The sequence below is a fragment of the Reyranella sp. genome (assembly GCF_965279465.1).
Taxonomy (GTDB): Bacteria; Pseudomonadota; Alphaproteobacteria; order Reyranellales; family Reyranellaceae; genus Reyranella.
This window is the reverse complement of the sequence record NZ_OZ257242.1, coordinates 6,091,253-6,109,057: the sequence shown is the minus strand read 5'-3', so window position 1 is coordinate 6,109,057 and position 17,805 is coordinate 6,091,253. Positions and strand designations below refer to the sequence as shown.

16 protein-coding genes are annotated in these 17,805 nt (G+C 66.0%); 9 read left to right on the top strand and 7 right to left on the bottom strand.

Annotated elements, in window-relative coordinates; all coding sequences use genetic code 11:
- Positions 1-11 precede the first annotated feature (11 nt).
- The 4 genes from ACQY8M_RS29705 to ACQY8M_RS29690 all read right to left on the bottom strand — a co-directional run bounded on the left by ACQY8M_RS29705 (position 12) and on the right by ACQY8M_RS29690 (position 6,266).
- Positions 12-857 carry a bile acid:sodium symporter family protein gene (locus ACQY8M_RS29705; protein ID WP_428663601.1) on the bottom strand — a complete coding sequence of 282 codons (846 nt, stop codon included), beginning with the start codon at positions 855-857 and terminating at the stop codon, positions 12-14.
- A gap of 19 nt (positions 858-876) precedes the next feature.
- Positions 877-3,252: an arylsulfatase gene (locus ACQY8M_RS29700; protein ID WP_428663598.1), complete on the bottom strand. Its 2,376-nt coding sequence runs from the start codon at positions 3,250-3,252 to the stop codon at positions 877-879.
- Between the two features lie 48 nt (positions 3,253-3,300).
- Entirely contained in the window at positions 3,301-4,266 is a 966-nt protein-coding gene (locus tag ACQY8M_RS29695; RefSeq protein WP_428663595.1) for a SphA family protein, read from the bottom strand.
- A 482-nt stretch (positions 4,267-4,748) separates the two neighbouring features.
- Positions 4,749-6,266 (bottom strand): amidohydrolase family protein, encoded by a 1,518-nt coding sequence (locus ACQY8M_RS29690; protein WP_428663592.1) that lies wholly within the window; start codon positions 6,264-6,266, stop codon positions 4,749-4,751.
- 160 nt (positions 6,267-6,426) lie between these two features.
- Between ACQY8M_RS29690 and ACQY8M_RS29685 the strand changes: the two genes are divergently transcribed.
- Positions 6,427-7,575 carry an amidohydrolase family protein gene (locus tag ACQY8M_RS29685; protein WP_428663589.1) on the top strand — a complete coding sequence of 383 codons (1,149 nt, stop codon included), beginning with the start codon at positions 6,427-6,429 and terminating at the stop codon, positions 7,573-7,575.
- A 128-nt stretch (positions 7,576-7,703) separates the two neighbouring features.
- On the opposite strand, the gene ACQY8M_RS29680 is transcribed toward ACQY8M_RS29685, so the two are convergent.
- Together ACQY8M_RS29680 and ACQY8M_RS29675 are read right to left on the bottom strand one after the other, a co-directional pair.
- Positions 7,704-8,258 (bottom strand): carboxymuconolactone decarboxylase family protein, encoded by a 555-nt coding sequence (locus ACQY8M_RS29680; RefSeq protein ID WP_428663586.1) that lies wholly within the window; start codon positions 8,256-8,258, stop codon positions 7,704-7,706.
- 21 nt (positions 8,259-8,279) lie between these two features.
- Complete coding sequence (locus tag ACQY8M_RS29675; RefSeq protein WP_428663583.1) at positions 8,280-8,669, bottom strand: VOC family protein; 390 nt, start codon at positions 8,667-8,669, stop codon at positions 8,280-8,282.
- 130 nt (positions 8,670-8,799) lie between these two features.
- On the opposite strand from ACQY8M_RS29675, the gene ACQY8M_RS29670 reads away from it, so the two are divergent.
- Positions 8,800-9,669: a DUF72 domain-containing protein gene (locus ACQY8M_RS29670; RefSeq protein WP_428663580.1), complete on the top strand. Its 870-nt coding sequence runs from the start codon at positions 8,800-8,802 to the stop codon at positions 9,667-9,669.
- Between the two features lie 7 nt (positions 9,670-9,676).
- Complete coding sequence (locus ACQY8M_RS29665) at positions 9,677-10,282, top strand: UdgX family uracil-DNA binding protein (RefSeq protein ID WP_428663577.1); 606 nt, start codon at positions 9,677-9,679, stop codon at positions 10,280-10,282.
- Here ACQY8M_RS29665 and ACQY8M_RS29660 read toward each other — a convergent pair.
- Positions 10,263-11,621 carry a patatin-like phospholipase family protein gene (locus ACQY8M_RS29660; RefSeq protein ID WP_428663574.1) on the bottom strand — a complete coding sequence of 453 codons (1,359 nt, stop codon included), beginning with the start codon at positions 11,619-11,621 and terminating at the stop codon, positions 10,263-10,265. The two genes, ACQY8M_RS29665 and ACQY8M_RS29660, sit on opposite strands and share 20 nt — an antisense overlap.
- Between ACQY8M_RS29660 and ykgO the strand changes: the two genes are divergently transcribed.
- From ykgO to ACQY8M_RS29630, 6 genes are all read left to right on the top strand, one after another.
- A complete protein-coding gene (gene ykgO, locus ACQY8M_RS29655; RefSeq protein WP_068191747.1) occupies positions 11,607-11,732 on the top strand; it encodes a type B 50S ribosomal protein L36 in 126 nt (41 codons plus the stop codon). The genes ACQY8M_RS29660 and ykgO overlap by 15 nt on opposite strands.
- Before the next feature lie 88 nt (positions 11,733-11,820).
- Positions 11,821-13,308 (top strand): FAD-linked oxidase C-terminal domain-containing protein, encoded by a 1,488-nt coding sequence (locus tag ACQY8M_RS29650; RefSeq protein ID WP_428663570.1) that lies wholly within the window; start codon positions 11,821-11,823, stop codon positions 13,306-13,308.
- A 5-nt stretch (positions 13,309-13,313) separates the two neighbouring features.
- Positions 13,314-14,486, top strand: coding sequence for a glycolate oxidase subunit GlcE (gene glcE, locus ACQY8M_RS29645; RefSeq protein WP_428663567.1), 1,173 nt, complete (start codon positions 13,314-13,316; stop codon positions 14,484-14,486).
- A gap of 88 nt (positions 14,487-14,574) precedes the next feature.
- Positions 14,575-15,882, top strand: coding sequence for a glycolate oxidase subunit GlcF (gene glcF, locus ACQY8M_RS29640; protein ID WP_428663564.1), 1,308 nt, complete (start codon positions 14,575-14,577; stop codon positions 15,880-15,882).
- Between the two features lie 68 nt (positions 15,883-15,950).
- Positions 15,951-16,463 (top strand): tetratricopeptide repeat protein, encoded by a 513-nt coding sequence (locus tag ACQY8M_RS29635; protein ID WP_428663561.1) that lies wholly within the window; start codon positions 15,951-15,953, stop codon positions 16,461-16,463.
- A 103-nt stretch (positions 16,464-16,566) separates the two neighbouring features.
- Positions 16,567-17,802, top strand: a complete 1,236-nt coding sequence (locus ACQY8M_RS29630; protein WP_428663558.1) for an amidohydrolase family protein — start codon at positions 16,567-16,569, stop codon at positions 17,800-17,802.
- The last annotated feature ends 3 nt before the right edge of the window (positions 17,803-17,805 follow it).

The following is a 17,805-nucleotide window of genomic DNA, read 5'->3' as shown; positions in this document are numbered from 1 at the left end:
TTGAGAACGAATCATGGGCCTGGACTCCGCTTCGCCACGACGCGGCGCCAGCGCAGATAAGGAAGAGAGATCACCACCGATGTCGTGATGTAGACGGCGAGGATGACGATGGTCCGGGGACCCGGCAGGGACGTTGCAACCATGACGGCGACCCCGATGTGGCGGGTGGCGCAGGCGATGGCGAGCGCGGTGCGGTCATCGTCCGCCGGGCCGCCCAGCAAGTGGCCGATCGCCAGGGCCAGGACGATCAGGGCCGCCAGGGTGAGGACGCCCTCCCATTTAATGTGCAGGACGATTTCCCAGTTGAGGCCGAGCAAGGCGAGCGCCGCAAGCATGAGCACCACGCCGGCAACGGCCGTCGCGCGTGCCGCGAAGCGCGTGGCAAGGGCAGGAAACCACCAGCGAACCAGCATGCCGGCGATCAGGGGCAGGAAGAACGACTTCGCGAGGACCCACGCCACGATCACCGGCGTCAGCGTTGCCGGCGCTCCGAAATACGGACCGAGGACGGCAATCCAGGCCGGGACGATCACGACCGCCAGGATCGACGAGATCACGACGAGGCTGAAGGCATAGCCGCCGTCGCCGATCCCCATCAGCTTGCGCGGCAGCAGCGGTGCGCCGGCCGAGACGGCGAGCACCAACAGGCCAATCTCCACGCCGGGCTGGAGCGTCAGCACGGTGACCAGCGCCAGGGCCGCCATCGGCACCAGGACGTACATCGCGAGCAGCGACCGCAGGAGCAGGCCCGGGTTCCGAAGCAGGCGTATGGCGTCGCCAGGCGTCGACTCCATGCCAATGGCAAAGATGATGAGCGCGACCGTAGCCTTGAGCAGGACGAGGAGCGCCAGTGTCATTGCCCAGCCCGCTGCCGGATCAGTTCGCGGGCAGATATTTGACGTCGAGCTTGTCGATTCTGCCGGTGAACTTGAAGGGAGCCCGCTCGTAGTACGCCGGCGACACCGGCGAATAGCTGTCGCGTCCGACGTCGAATGAATCGTTGCCGCTCAGCGCATAGCCCGTGGTGCGGGGAACACGGCCTCGGGCCATCTCCTTGCCGTTGACCCGGATCGCGACGTCCATGGCGCCATTGCGCACCTTTGGTTCCGTGCGCGACTCGATCTCGATCTTCACCCGGCCGGTGGGAAGGGGGCCGGTCGTCTCGATGCGTGTCCGCTCGATTTCGTAGAGATTGTACTCGAAGCTGATCCGGCCCTTGTCGATCCACGCTGCGAGACCGCCGGAAAAGCCGCCGAGGGCATACAGGACGCCTTCCGAATCGTCCTTCAGCTCCGCGTCGATGGTCACCAGGCTGCTGCGCAGGCCGAGCTTCGGCGCTCCCGCTTCCGGGATGGCGACGACGTCGGCCGTGTAGTGGAACTCCGTGGCCGGATTCTGCTTGGTGTATTCGGGATGCAGCCCGACCCACAGGCCGCCACCGATCGGATAGGCGTGGTTGGCCTTGGCCTCGACGTCGAACAGTCTGACCATCTCGGCCAGTCTCTCCGGTTGTTGCTTGGCCAGATCGTCCGCCTGAGAGAAATCGCGCTTCAGGTCGTAGAGTTCCCAGACGTCCTTGTCGGGCGTCCACTGAAAGATCGCCGGATCGATGCCGGTCTTCCACGGCAACCGGGGCCCGAGCGCGGAGGCGATGTAGCCGTCGTGGTAGATCGAGCGGCTTCCCATGATCTCGAAATACTGCGTCTTCTTGCGATCGGCGGCATCGGCTGACGCCAGCGCATAGACCATGCTGACGCCGTCCAGCGGCTCCTGCGTCACGCCGTCGACTTCCTTCGGCGCCTGGATGCCGAGGACTTCGTAGATCGTCGGCACGACGTCGTTGACGTGATGGAACTGCGAACGAGGCTTCTTGTCCGCCTTCACCGACGTCGGCCAGGAAACCGCCAGGGGATTGCGCGTACCGCCGAAGTGCGACGCCAGCAGCTTGGTGCCCTGGTAGGGCGCACTGCCGGCCCACGCCCAGCCGGCATGATAGTGATTGTCCATCTTGTCGCCGCCGAGCGCATCGAGGCCGCCCAGCTCGTTCATGACGCGGATGTGGTCCTTGATCTCGGTGGCGGTGCCGCTTTGCGCCAGAAACTCGCTGATCGAGCCACCCTGGCCTTCGGCGCTCGAGCCATTGTCGCCCCAGATATAGAAGACCAGCGTGTTGTCGCGGATCCCGAGACGGTCGAGCTCGTCGATCAGGCGGCCGGCCTGCGTGTCGGTGTGCTCGGCAAATCCGGCGAAGACTTCCATCAGCCGCCGCTGGAATGGCTTCTCGCTCTCGGGAATGTCCTTCCAGGCCGCCAGCGACTCGGGGCGCGGCGTCAGCTTGGTATCCGCCGGGATATAGCCCTGCTGCTTCTGCCGCGCGACCACCCGCTCGCGCATGGCGTCCCAGCCGTCGTCGAACCTTCCCTTATACTTGTCCGCCCACTCCTTGAAGATATGGTGCGGGGCATGGACGCCGCCGGGCGCCCAATACATCAGGAACGGCTTGTCGGGCGCGAGCGCTTGCTGTTGGCGGATCCAGGCAACGCCCTTGTCGGCCAGGTCCTCCGTCAGGTGATAGCCCTTGCGGTGCGGCGTCTCGATGCGATTGAGATTCTCGACAAGGGCCGGTTCCCATTGCGACGACTCCCCCGCGAGGAATCCGTAGAAATAGTCGAAGCCGACGAGGCGGCCGGTCGGCCAGCGTTCGAACGGACCGGCCTGCGATGTGTCCGCGTGAGGCGTATTGTGCCACTTGCCGAAGGCCGACGTGGCATAGCCGTAGTAGCCCAGCACCTTGGCGATCGAGGCCCCCGTCGCGGGCCACATGCCCGAGTAGCCGTCCCAGTCGTTCGCCAGGCTGGCGATCTGGCCCGCGCCGACACGGTGATGGTTCTGCCCGGTCAGAAGGGAAGCCCGCGTCGGCGAGCACATCGCCGTCGTGTGGAAGCGGTTGAAGGAAACGCCCGAATTGGCGATGCGCGACAGTGTCGGCGTGTTGATGTCGCCGCCATAGGTGCTCGGCAGCGCGGGGCCCGCATCGTCGATCAGGATGATGAGGATGTTGGGCGCGTTCGCAGGCAGCCGCTTCGGGATGGGCAGAGGATTGTAGGTCGATTCCTGCATCGTTCGGGCTGCCTTGCTGCCCGATGCTACCGGCGGGAATGGAAGGCTTTGCTGTCCATAGGCCGCCGGCACCATGGCCGTCGCCAGCGCCAGGGCAAAGGTGGAGCAGAATGCAGTCGATCGCTTTGTCATGTCAGACTCCTGCGGAAACGAGCCAAGTCCGGTGAATCGGGTCGGTGATCAGTTCGCCGAATCGACGTCGCTCTCGCGGCGGGCCGATGCGCCGTTGACGTAGAGCGGCAGCGACAGCGTGAAGAACCCGGCCGTCCCTTCGAGACGGTTCCGGACGGCGAATTCACTGTAGATCTTCACACGGGCGGCAATCGGGTAATTGCCGATCTTGAAGTTGTAGCCAAGCGTTCCGCCCACGGCGGCGACCTGGCCCATGAACTGTCCAAAGGTCGCGCCTGCGCCGCTGTCCGGGGTGAACTGCCGGTAGAAGTAACCGACGGCGCCGATCGAGAATTCCTTGCTGAGATACTGCGTCGCGGCCCATTCGAGATGGAACTCGTTGCCCGTCCTGTACTGTGTTGCCGCATTCTCCTGGCTGAACGTGGCGCCGGCCGCCAGCGAGAGATCGAGGCCGACCTTCGGATCGAACCAGGTGAACGAACCGGTCACGTCGACCGCCCAGCGATGGTTGGCGACGTTGGCGAGAGCGCCGAAGCGATAATTCCCGACCGGCACGAAGCCCGTCAGCGCCGTATTCCAGTGGTAGTTGCCCGCATGCCACCCGATCGACGCCGAAATCGCGGGGTCGCCCAAGGTGAAAACGGAGTCGGACTGCGATCCTGCCGCCGAAAATCCGAGAAGAGACGACGATAGTCGTGCGCCGGCGTTCACGGTCGGGCCGCCAATTGGCCACAACAGTGAGAACGCCAGATTGCCGCCCAGCACCTCGGCCGGCGTGGACCACATGACGCTCGGCAGATCCAGCACGACCGTCGCCTTCACGTCGGCGACGGCCTGGCCGCCCAGCGTAGGAAACACGGTCTGGCTCGCGGTCGCGGCACCGCTGTAATAGTAGAGGTTGTTGGCGAAATAGACGCCGGGCGGCGGCGTGATGCCGGCATTCGTGCCGCGCAGGCCGAGAAGATAGACGCCGTGACCGCCCTCGGCTGCGGTTACGGGCGATGACGTTGCCAACGAACCTGTAAGGGCACTGACTGCGAACAGGAGCAAAGCAAAAGGCGATCGCATCGTCACTATTCCCTGTTCGGGCGTTCGTCGCCGGATCACCTCTTCCATACGGCGTGTCGCTTGCGGCGATTGGCCGTGGACGATCAATCCCTGTCGGAGATTCCTCGTGACTCCCCGGGTGCGTTCGACGCCGCCGTTGCTCCTGGGCTTGCGCACGAAGGAGGGAAAATACGCGACACACCAGGCATTCGATCTCGGCCTGAAGGTCTTCTGACACATAGTTGTGCTCGCGCCGCAGCTTCAATCCGCGCGCGCAACGCCCGGCTCGATGGCTCCGAAACAGCGGTCTAGCCCCTGCGGCACCGGCTCCCCCGCCTCGAAGAGAGGGCGCGACGCACCACCTTTGTTGCCTTCCCCTCCGTCAGCGTAGGACGCTGACACTTCCGAAGGCGAGGGAGAGACCCCGAAGCGAACGCAACCGAGGGCGCTCAGTGGGTGTGGGGATGATGATGGCTCGCACCGAAGCGGTGGATGTGGAGCGGTGCCTTGGCGAGGCCGGGGCAGAAGCTGCCGACCACCTTCTCCAGCCGATCGTAGAGCTTGCGCGCCTCGCCCATCGGCGCGGCACGGCGCGCCTGCGACGCGGCGGCCTGGGCGGCGAGCTTGGGCAGGTCGACGGTCAGCAGCTTGTGGTTCTCCACCACCATGCGGCCGCCGATCATCACCGAATGGACGGCGCTGCCGTCCTCGGTGTGGACGATCTGGTTCACCGGATCGTTGATCGGGATCCAGTTGATGTGGTGCAGGTCGAGGAAGACGATGTCGGCCTTGTAGCCCGGCTCGATCCGGCCGATCTGCTTGGCGAGGCCGAGTGCGCGAGCGCCGCCTTCGGTTGTGGCGCGTAACGCCTCCTCGGTGGTGATCCAAGTCTCGACATCGGGCCCCTGGACCTTGGAGGCGAGCGAGGCCAGCCGCATCGCCTCGTAGACGTTCTGGTTGTCCGAGCAGCTCGCGCCGTCGGTGCCGATCGCGACGTTGACTTTGCGCGCGAGCATGCCGCGTACGTCGGCGAGGCCGTTGCCCAGCCGCATGTTGGAGCCGGGATTGTGCGCCACCGAGGCGCCGCGGTCGCCCAGCCGCTTCATGTCGTCGTCATCGAGCCACACGCCGTGCGCGACGGTGAAACGGTCGGACACCAGCCCGAGCTCGTCCATGTGGGCGGCGAGCGAGGTGCCGTAGCGTTGGTAGCCGGCGACCACCTGCGCCTTGGATTCGGCGACATGGGTATGAAGGCCGACGTCGTATTCCTTCGCGAGGTCGCGGCAGGAGATCAGGAAGGCGTCGCTGCAATGGTGCGGGATGGTCGGCGCGAGCGCGAGATGCACCATCTCGAACGGCCACTTCTGCAGCGCCTTCTTCATCTGCTTCGTCGTGGCTTTCCAGGGCGCAAGCTTGAAGCTCTCGACTTCCTTCTGCAGGGCAGGCGGCAGGCGATCCATCAGCCCGGGAACGGCCTCGAAGAAGGAGAGGTCGGCCACCATCGGTGCCAGCACGCAGCGCATGCCGACCTCCTCATAGGCCTTGGCCATCGCCGACAGGCCTTCGACGGAGGGAAGGGGGAACTCGGCCGCGAGATCGTACGCCGCGGTACAGCCCTTCAGGACCATCTCGGCGGCCCCGATCATTGCGGACAGATATTTGTCCTCGAGATTGCGCCCGGTGCCCACCCATTGGCCAGCCGTCAGCAGCAGCTCGAGCGACCAGCGGTCGTGCAGTCCCTTGGCGAGATTGCCGGGCCCGTGCGTATGCGCGTTGATCAGGCCGGGATGCATCAGGCGATGCTTCGCATCGACCACGGTAGCGCCCTCCGGCGCGGCGAGTCCGGGGCGGCCGATCTCGGCGATCGTGTCGCCCTTGATCAGGATGTCGACGGACACCGCCTTGCGCTTGGCGATGTCGAGCAGCTTGCCGCCGCCGATTACGGTGTGGTTCGGATGCTTGGCCATGTCGTGCAGTGTCGCAAACAAGGTGCCAGGACGGCAGCGAAAATCACCGGCGGATGTCCGCTATTGGGCTCACGGCGGCATGCGGAACCGCCGCCGTATACCCCTTGAGGCCGCAAGGAAAAGGCCTGTACCATGCCGGCACACAGGGGAGGACACGCAAATGCGGCATGAGCTCATCTCCGGCGACAATCACATCGATCTCACCTATTGCCCGCCCGACCTGTGGTCGGCGCAGGCGCCTGCCAAGTGGAAGAAGAACGCACCGCGGGTCGAGGAGCGCAACGACGGCCAGCACTGGTTCGTCGACGACAAGGACCGCGGCATGTGGAACGGCGTCGGTCCGGGCTTCCTGCCCTACACGAAGGGAGCGTTCGGCCATGTCGACGAGATGAAGGACGCGGGCTTCGTATGGGACAGCTATCCCGGCGCGGCCCCGCGGCCGACCACGCCGGAGCTGCGCATCGCCGATCTCGACCGCGATGGGCTCTCCAAGGAGATCATCTACGGTTGCCTGATGATCAACGACCTGATCGACGATGCCGAGCTGCGCGTCTGGTCGAACGCACGCTACAACGACTGGGCCGCCGACTTCGCGCGCCGCTCCGATCCCAACCGCGTCTTTCCGCTCGCCATCATTCCCAACACCGATCCCGCCGCCGCGGCGGCCGAGGTGCGGCGCTGCGCGAAGCTCGGGCTGAAAGGCGGCGACCTTGCCTTCAAGCGCATGGGGCTGCCGCTCTACCATCATGACTGGTATGCGCTTTGGGAGGCCTCGGCGGAGTGCAAGTTCCCGATTTCGTTCCATTCGACCGGCTTCAAGGCGGTGCGCGCCCCCGACACGCCGGAAATGGAGAAGGAGTACGCCGTCCAGCACCGGCTGGTGCGCTCGGCGCTGTTCCAGCTCGACACGATGGAAGTGCTGGTATCGATCCTGGCATCGGGCGCCTGCGAGAAATATCCCGACTTCAACTTCATCCTGGGCGAATCGGGCGTGACCTGGCTGCCCTATGTGTTCGACCGGCTCGACACCGAGTATCACGACCGCGCCCGTGCGCTGGGCTTCAAGATGAAGCCGAGCGACTACTTCCGTCGGCAGGGCTACGTCACCTACCAGCAGGACAAGTTCCTCGAGCCGATCGTGCCGCTGATCGGCGAGGACAACATCATCTGGGGCGCCGACTACCCACATCCCGATTGCATCTGGCCGAACTCGCGCGACACGCTGGCCAAGAACCTGGCCGGGTTCTCTGACTCGGTGCAGAAGAAGATCGTCCATGACAATGTTACGAGGCTCTACGGGCTGAATTGACCCGGCTGATTGACCGGCCGGCGGCGCGCGGGCCACGTACACCGCTACGATCGACACGACTACTTCCTCGACGAAGGCCGACGCCGGTGGCGTCGGCGACGGGTGTCAGGGAAGATCCTGACTGCCGCCTATTCCTTGAACGGCAGCGGCTCGCCCTCGGGCAGCGGTACCTGGAAGGTATTGAGCGTCATCGACACCAGGCCGTAGTAGCCCATCACGCCGACCAGATCGACCACGCCGTTCTGGCCGAACAGTTCCTTCGCCCTGGCGAAGGTCGGGTCCGACACCCTCTGAGTCTGCAACAGTTCCTTGGCGAATTGCCAGATCGCCGCTTCCTGCGCATCCATCGACGTCGGCTTCTCGCCGCGATGGATGGCATCGATGATGCCCTGGCTGATGCCGGCGTTCTTCGCCAGCTGCGCATGGGCGTACCACTCGAACTGCGCGCGCCACTGCTGTGCCACCATCAGGATGGCGATCTCGTAGTGCTTCGCCGGCAGGCTGGAGCCGAACCGGGTCTGCGCGCCTAGCGCCTGGGCCAGATCGGCGAACTTCGGCGACGGCAGCCAGGCCATGAACGGCCCGCGGGTGGCGGAACCGCGCGGCCCCGCGGTGACATTGTCTACAACCTTGCGCTGTTCCGGTGTCATTTGCTCCGGCGTCAGGGTCTCGTAGCGTGGCATGGCTTTCACTCCGGTTTGAGATCACGCCGCGTTGCGGTCGATCAACTCGATGGACACGTTCTGCGGTCCGCGCAGGAAGGCGATGCGCACATTGGGCCGTATCGTGGTCGGCTCCATGGTGAATTCCGCACCCTTGGCCTTCAGTTCGGCCACCGCGGCGTCGATGCCCCTGACCGTCAGGCCGATATGGTCGAGGCCGAGATAGGGTGAGGTCGGCGCCGCGCCGGTCTTGCCGTCCGGCATCACCTGGGCGATGAAGACCTTCAAGCCGCACAGGTCGAGATCGACCCTCGGCTTACCCTGCTGCGTCGACCGCAGCACCTCGGCGCCGAACATCCGCTCGTAGTATTGCGCCGTACCTTCCGGGTCCGGGCTGCGCAGGTGGACATGGTCGTGCGTGAATGTCGCCATGGCTGGTCTCCAGGATGACCCACCGGGGATCGGTGTGAGCTGGCCCATTATAGCCATGGTTGTCCAGGCGATCGCACCAAGAGGCACATGAGAAGAGGAACCAGGTTCGCTTCGCGGACGTTCCCCGTTCATGGCATCGGACGTCCGCATCGGCATCTCGGGTTGGACCTATGCCCCTTGGCGCGGGCAGTTTTACCCGGAAGATCTGCCGCAGAAGAAGGAGCTGGGCTATGCCGCCTCGGTGTTCCGCAGCATCGAGATCAACGGCACGTTCTACTCGATGCAGCGCTGCAAGAGCTTCGCCCAATGGGCGGATGCCACGCCTGACGACTTCGTCTTCGCGGTCAAGGGACCGCGCTATCTCACGCACATGCTGAAGCTCAACAATGCCGAGGCGCCGCTCGGCAACTTCTTCGCCTCCGGCGTGCTGCGGCTCGGCGCCAAGCTCGGCCCGATCCTCTGGCGGTTCCCCCCGAACTTCCGCTTCGATCCGGAGAAGCTGGAGGCGTTCTTCGGCCTGTTGCCGCGCGATACCGAGCAGGCCGCCGCTTGCGGCCGCCGGCATGACCATCGGCTGAGGGGGCGGGCATGGCTGCGCACCGACCGGCGTCGGCCGATCCGCCACGCCATCGAGATCCGCCACGAGAGCTTTCGCAACCCGGCCTTCGTTGCGCTCCTGCGCAAGCACAACATCGCATTGGTCTGCGCCGACACCGTCGAATGGCCGCTGCTGATGGATCTCACCGCGGATTTCGTCTATGTCCGGCTGCACGGCTCGACCGAACTCTATCGCAGTGCCTACGGTCGGCCGGCGTTGAAGCGCTGGGCGTCGCGTGTAGTGGCGTGGCGCGACGGCAAGCCGATGACCGACGGCTATTTCATATCTGAGAAGCAGCCGCGGCGTCGACGGCGCGAGGTGTTCCTCTACTTCGACAACACCGACAAGCTGCAGGCGCCCAAGGACGCGCTGTCCCTGATGCGCCTGCTGGGGCAGGCGTGACGTGGCGATGGCAGAAAAAAAGCTTGCGAAAGTGGCGGCGGAAGCCAGGCGTTGCACGCGCTGTCCGCTCTACCAGACCGCCACGCAGACCGTGTTCGGCGAAGGCCCCGTGGGCGCACGGCTGATGCTCGTGGGAGAGCAGCCGGGCGATCAGGAAGACCTCGCCGGCAAGCCCTTCGTGGGACCGGCCGGCAAGATGCTCGACAAGGCGCTCATCGACGCCGGCGTCGACCGCACCCAAGTCTATGTCACCAACGTCGTGAAGCACTTCAAGAACGAGCCGCGCGGCAAGCGCCGGCTGCACAGGAAACCCAACCGCTCCGAGGTCGAGGTCTGCAAGGTCTGGCTCGACCAGGAGATCGCGCTGGTGCGTCCGCAGCTCGTGCTGGCGATGGGCGTCACGGCGGCCTCGGCGCTCGTTGGCAAGGCGGTCACCTTGTCCAGGCTGCGCGGCAACGAGATCGCCTTTGCCGACGGCCAGCGCGGTGTTGTGACCATTCATCCGTCCTCCATCCTGCGGGCGCCGGACGAGATCGGCCGCCGCCAGGCCTATGCCGGACTGGTCAAGGACCTGAAACTGGCGCTTACTCGAGCTAGGCCCAGAAGTCCCTGATGCGGGACGCTTCGGTCTTGGCTCGTTCGTAGCCCGCCCTCATGGCCGGCTCGAACTGCCTGGGATCGAGCAGGCTCACGCCGGCTGGTGTCCCCGCAATGATGAGCATGCCTTTGGTGCCGGTCGCTTCCAGGGCCTTCATCTCGGTGTGGATGTTGTGGGGAATGCCGCTCAGCAGCGCACCTTCGTATCCGTTGGTGAGGGTGATCACCAACGCGCGCTTCGATCCCGCGACGACATCGGTGTGCGCCCAGGTCCGCGCGATGCCGCCATCCATGCAAAATCGCTGTCCCAGCAGAGTGGGTCCAATTATCCCGGGCAGCGACGAGCTGGCGGCCGCTGCGTGAGCCAGCGGGATGCCGTTCTTCCGAGCTGCCGTCTGACCGATGACCAGGCGTTCGCCGGTGTAGCAATCGTTGGCCGTTGTATACATCTTGACCACTGGCCAATCCGTGCGGCTGTCGCCCGTCAACAAGGCCGCGAGCCGATCCACGCCGCTACCGTTCACGCGATTGTCCGCCGCCAGAGCGGCGTGGCCGATGGCGATGATGGAGGCGGGGCTGCCATCCTTCACGTTGGCATTGATTTCCTGCGCACGCTTCTGGCTGAGGTTTGCGCTGGTGAGCGGGGCGAGCTTGGCAAACAGGCCCGGAAAGTGGCCGAAGAAGTCGAACTCGCTCTGCAGACGCCTGAAATGTCCCGACGCCAGCGTCGATCCCGCATAGGCCCCCGCGGACGTGCCCACCACCATTTCGGCGACGTCGAGGTCGACGCCCTGTTCGTACAGGCCGTGAAAGAAGCCGCAATACCAGGCGACGTAGTATTCTCCGCCGCCGCCCAGGACGAGCGTCCGGTCGAGACCCGTCGCGAGGTCGGATGGCACGGGGCTTTCCGGCGCCGGACGTGCCAGCCCATCGTCGGCGAACAGCCTGCTCGAAATTCGTGCCGCCATGGCATTGGCGTCGAAGCCCGCCGATTGGGCAATGGCCGGTGCACCCTGCAGGGTGGCGCCGGTGGCAAAACCGCCGGCGACCAGCGATACGGAGCGACCGAAGCCGCGGCGGGAGATTCCAGTCATCGTGCAACGCCTCTCGACATGGCCGTCGTTCCCGGCCTTCTGGTCGCCGCGACTCTGGTTGGGTCCCCGCGTCGGCGTCAATGCGTTGCGGTCCGGTTCCAGTCCCGCCTCTTGGGATTTGCTGCTTGAAATCATTGGAGAATTGCCGGCAAGAACGGGGTTGACGGGGCGCTCTTCGCTCCCTATTTTCCGCCCGCTTTCGGAATTCACCCCGGCTCGGCCGGGGCTTTTTGTTGAGTTGGGACCATGAAGATCCGTCATTCGCTGAAGTCGGTGAAGCTGCGCCACAAGGATTGCCGCATCGTGCGCCGAAAGGGTCGCGTTTACGTGATCAACAAGACCAACCCGCGCTTCAAGGCTCGCCAGGGCTAGCCATCTGGCGCGGCCCGCGCCTCGGCGCATTCACCAGCGGCGGAGTCACCGGCTTCCGCCGCTTTTTCATTTGGCGTAAGCATCCTCCATGCAGATGCCGCCGCTCGACCCGGATATCCTGCGCCGCCGTGGCGCGATCGTTGCCGCCCTCAAGGCGATCGTGCCGGGCGAGGGGGTGATCGACGATCTCGACGGCATGCGTCCCTATGAATGCGACGCGCTGTCGGCCTACCGCCAGATGCCGCTCGTGGTCGTGCTGCCGGAAACCGTCGCGCAGGTCGCCGCCATTCTGCGTTACTGCCAGGACCACAAGGTCAAGGTCGTGCCGCGCGGCGCCGGCACCTCGCTGTCGGGCGGCTCGATGCCGGTCGGCGACGCGATCCTGCTCGGCATGGCCAAGTTCAATCGCGTGCTCGAGATCGACTACGCCAACCGCTGCGCCCGGGTGCAGCCCGGCGTCACCAACCTCGGCGTCACCAAGGCGGTAGAGCACGAGGGCTTCTACTACGCGCCCGACCCCAGCTCGCAGATCGCCTGCTCGATCGGCGGCAACGTGGCGGAGAATTCGGGCGGCGTGCACTGCCTGAAGTATGGCCTGACCACGAACAACCTGCTCGGCATCGAGATGGCGCTGATGAACGGCGAGGTCGTGCGGCTGGGCGGCAAGCATCTCGATTCGGGAGGCTACGACCTGCTGGGACTGATGACCGGTTCCGAGGGGCTGCTCGGCGTCGTAACCGAGGTGACCGTGCGCCTGTTGCGCAAGCCATCGACGGCGCGCGCTGTGCTGCTGGGCTTCCCGACAGAGGCAGGAGCGGCCGATTGCGTCGCCGCCGTGATCGCGTCCGGCATCATCCCCGGGGGTATGGAGATGATGGACAAGGATGCCATCCAATGCGCCGAGAACTATGTCGGCGCGGGCTATCCGCGAGAGGCCGAAGGCCTGCTGATCGTCGAGCTCGACGGCCCCGAGATCGAGGTCGACTATCTGGTGGCCCGGGTCGAGGAGATTGCCCGCGGCCGTGGCGCGACGACGGTGCGGGTGAGCCGCGACGAGCAGGAGCGGGTGCTGTTCTGGGCCGGTCGCAAGGCGGCGTTCCCCGCCGTCGGCCAGATCTCGCCCGACTATATGTGCCTCGACGGCTCGGTGCCGCGCGGCCGGCTGGTCGAGGTGCTGGGCGAGATGCGCCTGATGAGCAAGAGCTACGGCCTGCGCGTTGTGAACGTGTTTCACGCCGGCGACGGCAACCTCCATCCGCTGATCCTGTTCGATGCCAACGACCCCGACGAGCTGCGCCGTGCCGAGGAGTTCGGCGCCGATATCCTGCGCCTGTGCGTGCGGGTCGGCGGCGTGCTGACCGGCGAGCACGGCGTCGGCATCGAGAAGCGCGACCTGATGGGCGAGCAGTTCACCGAGATCGACCTCGACCAGCAGATGCGCGTGAAGTGCGCCTTCGATCCCGACCACCTGCTCAATCCGGGCAAGGTGTTCCCCAAGCTGCGGCGTTGCGCCGAGCTCGGCCGCGTGACGGTGCACGACAACAAGATCCCGTTCCCCGACATCCCGCGGTTCTGACGAGCATGGCCAGAGGCACGATCAGGCCGCGCGACGCAAGCGAGCTGCGGCAGGCGGTGGAGTGGGCGCTGAACGACGGTGTGACGCTCGATGTGCGCGGCGGCGGCAGCAAGGTCGATCTCGGCAAGCCGATGCAGTGCGACCAGGTTCTCGATGTCTCGGGTATCAGCGGCATCGTCGACTACGCGCCGGAAGAGCTGGTCGTGACCCTGCGCGCCGGCACGCCGATGCGCGAGGTCGAGGCGCTGCTCGCGCAGCGCAACCAGATGCTGGCCTTCGAGCCGCCCGATCTCGGCCCATTGCTCGGCCGGGCGCCGGGCGAGGGGACGTTGGTCGGCGCCGTGATGGGCAACTTCGCCGGCCCGCGCCGTCTATCTGCCGGCTCCGCCCGCGATCACCTGTTGGGCTTCAGTGGCGTCAACGGCCGCGCCGAGGCCTTCAAGTCGGGCGGCCGGGTGATGAAGAACGTCACCGGCTACGATCTCTCCAAGCTGATCGCGGGTTCATGGGGCACACTTGCTGTCCTCGACCAGGTGTCGGTGAAGGTGCTGCCTGCGCCCGACCAGACTCGCACCCTGCTGCTGCGCGGTCTCGACGACACAGCCGCCGTAAAAGCGATGTGCGCCGCAATGGGTAGTCCGCACGAGGTCTCGGGCGCCGCTCATGTCGGTGACAAGACAGCGTTGCGCATCGAAGGCGTCGCGCCGTCTGTCGAGGCGCGCCTGAAGGGCCTGCGCGAGCTGCTCGCCACATCGGGCGCCGCGATGGACGAGCTCGGCACTCTCGAAAGCCGCACGTTCTGGCGGGAGGTGCGCGACGTGGCGCCGCTCGGTGCAGCAGCCGACGCCGTCGTGTGGCGCCTCTCCTGTCCGCCGACCGAAGGTCCGGCCATCGTCGCCCGTATCCGCGCGCAACGTCCTGCGGTGAAGGTCTTCTACGACTGGTCGGGCGGCCTGATCTGGCTCGCCCTGCCACCCACGGCCGATGCCGATCACCTCCTGGTCCGAGCTGCCCTCGGCACGACCGGCGGCCACGGCACGCTGATCCGTGCACCGGAAGTGACGCGCGCATCGGTGCCGGTCTTCCAACCGCAATCCTCGGCTCTCGCGGCCTTGGCCGCACGTGTGAAAGAGAGCTTCGACCCCAAAGGCCTCTTCAATCCGGGACGGATGATTTAGAAATGACCCCCACCGTCATCCCGAGCGGAGCGAAGCGTCGTCGAGGGACCTCCTCTTCGCGCTGCCAGATGAAGGCGGCGACATAGCCATGCAAACCAACTTCAACCTCGTCCAGCTCGCCGATCCCGAGACCGCGCGGTCCGAGCAGATCCTGCGCAAGTGCGTGCACTGCGGCTTCTGCACGGCCACATGCCCGACCTTCGTCCTGCTGGGCGACGAGCGCGATTCGCCGCGCGGGCGGATCTATCTCATCAAGGCGATGCTCGAGGGCAACCGCGCGCCGACGCACCAGGAGGTGCGCCACGTCGATCGCTGCCTGTCGTGCCTGTCCTGCATGACGACCTGCCCGTCGGGTGTGAACTACATGCACCTGGTCGATCACGGCCGGCACCACATCGAGGATACCTACACTCGGCCGCTGAGCGACCGCCTGCTGCGCCGGCTGCTCGGCGTGCTGATGCCGCGGCCGCGCCTGTTCCGCTGGGCCACCGTGCTGGGCTGGCTGGCCAAGCCGCTGGCGGCGGCGCTGCCGGCGCGCAGCAGCGATCCGGGCGGAGCCACCTTCCTGCGCCGGATCAAGGCGATGATCGACGCCATTCCGGCCATCATTCCGGACGCCTCGCCGGTCGACCGGCCGCAGACCTTTCCGGCCGCCGGCCCGCGTGTCAGGCGTGTCGCATTGATGCCCGGCTGTGGCCAGCAGGTGCTGGCGCCGGAGGTCAACGAGGCGACGGTGCGGCTGCTGACACGGCACGGAGTCGAGGTGGTGAACGTCGCGGGCTCGGGCTGCTGCGGCTCGTCGGTCCAGCATATCGGTGACAACCGGCAGGCGCTCGAGCTGGCCAAGCGCAACATCGATGCCTGGCTTGCCCAGGAATTCGACGCCATCGTGATCAACGCCTCGGGCTGCGGCACGACGGTCAAGGATTACGGCCACATGTTCGCCGACGATCCGGCATGGAAGGTCAAGGCCGCCAGGGTCGCCTCGCTCGCGAGAGACGTCAGCGAGCTCATGGCCGAGGTTGGTCTCGCGAACGTGACCGCCCGGCCCCTCACCATCGCCTATCATTCGGCATGTTCCATGCAACACGCCCAGAAGGTGAACGAGCAACCCCGGAAGCTGCTGCGTGATGCGGGTTTCATCGTGAAGGACGTGCCCGAGGGCCATCTGTGCTGCGGCTGGGCCGGCACCTACCAGGTACTGCAGCCCGAGCTGTCGCGCCGCCTGCGCGACCGCAAGGTCGCCAACATCGAGAGCGTGAAGCCCGACGTGATCGCGTCGGGCAATTTCGGCTGCGTCGGCAACATCGGGGCGGGGACAGGCATTCCTGTGGTGCACACCGTCGAACTGCTGGATTGGGCGACCGGCGGGCCAAAGCCCGCGCCGTTGCCGTGATCCTTCTTCGCGCTTGCCTTGCTGCAGCGCTCGGGCTGATGCTGGCGAGCAACGCAGGGAGCCAGACCATGCTCGATACCCTGTTCGAAAAGCTCAAAGCCGCGACCGATCCCTTTGCCGTCCAGGCGTTGGAGCAGGGCATCTGGGAGCAGTGGACGATGGTGCCCGATCCGGCGCAACGCCAGCTCATGATGCGCGGCATCGCCGAGATGCAGCAGCAGGAGCTGCAGAACGCCGTGACGACCTTCACGAAGCTGATCGGGATTGCGCCCGAGCTGTCCGAGGCCTGGAACAAGCGCGCGACCGTCCATTGGCTGCTCGGCAACTTCCCGGCCTCGATCGCCGACATCTGCGAGACCGTGAAGCGCGAGCCGCGGCACTTCGGCGCCTACTCGGGTCTCGGCATGATCCGCGCGCAAATGGGCGAGCACGCCCGCGCCGCGGCCGCCTTCGAGCTGGCGAAGAAGTGGAATCCGCACATCGCCGGCCTGGACGCCGAGATCGAGCGCCAGAAAGCGGAAGCCGGCGGTGAGACCTCCGACGACCCGCTGGGCTGCGGCCAACAGACCGCAGGGCGGTAGGACGAGCTCCGGTCGAGACGACGGGAGCTTTGACGATCTCCACGGGTTGCGACGCGCTTCCTGCGGGACGATAGTGCCCGCCGCAAAACCGGAGGGAGTTCCAATGGCGACGTTGTATGTCGGCGGCCGTCTGTTCGACGGCGAGAAAGTGCTCGACGGACAGGCGGTCCTCGAAGAGGGCGGCAAGGTCAGGAAGGTCGCGCCGGCGGCGGAGTTCGCGGGCTTTTCCGGCGAAACGGTCGACACGGCGGGCGGAACGCTGATCCCCGGGCTGATCGACTGCCACGTTCATTCGCTGTCCGGCGCCGAGGGCAATCCCGGCGTCGTGCAGGATCGCCTCAGCCCCGCGCAGCTCACGGTGCGCGGCATGGAGTTCATGCGTGCGACGCTCGAAGGCGGCATCACTGCGGTGCGCGACTGCGGCGGCAAGGACTATATCGAGTTCGCGATTCGCGATGCCTACAACCAGCGCCGCTTCCTCGGTCCAACCATGCGCTGCGCCGGCCGGATGATCTGCATGACCGGCGGCCACGGGAATCGGACCGGCCGCATTGCCGATGGCATCGACGAGGTCGTCAAGGCGGTGCGCGAGCAGGTCCATGCCGGCTCGGATCTCGTGAAGATCATGGCGACCGGCGGCGTGATGACGGCGGGGGTGAACCCCGAGGATGCGCACTATTCGGCCGAAGAGATGAAGGCCGGCATCAGCGAGGCGCATCGCTTCCACAAATGCTGCGCCAGCCATGCCCAAGGCGCGCTCGGCGTCCTGAACGCCGTGCGCGGCGGCATCGATTCGATCGAGCACGGCATCTTCATGACCGACGAGTGCGTGAAGGAGATGAAGGAGCGCGGCGTGTGGCTGGTGCCGACGCTCGCCGCCGTGAAGAACATCCTGAAGGGCTACGATGACGGCGACCGTTCGATTCCCGACTATGTGATCGAGAAGTCGCGCCGCGTATTCGACCGCCACATCGCGTCGGTGAAGATGTACTACAAGGCGGGCGGACGCATCGCGATGGGAACCGACGCCGGCACGCCGCACAATCGCCACGGCGAGAACGCGCGCGAACTCGAATTCATGTGCGAGATCGGCGTGTCGACCCGCGATTCGCTGTTCTTCTCGACGGCCAGCGCTGCCGATCTGATGCGCCTGTCCGACCAGGGCCGCATCAGGGAAGGCAACTCGGCCGATTTCGTGCTGTGCGACGGCGATCCGCTGGCCGACATCAAGCGCGCCGCGCGCAAGGAGAACCACCGCCTCGTGGTCAAGCACGGCCAGGTCGCGAAGGACCGTCGCGGCGACTTCGTCAACGCCGCCCAGCGGGTCGCGGCGGAGTAGCGC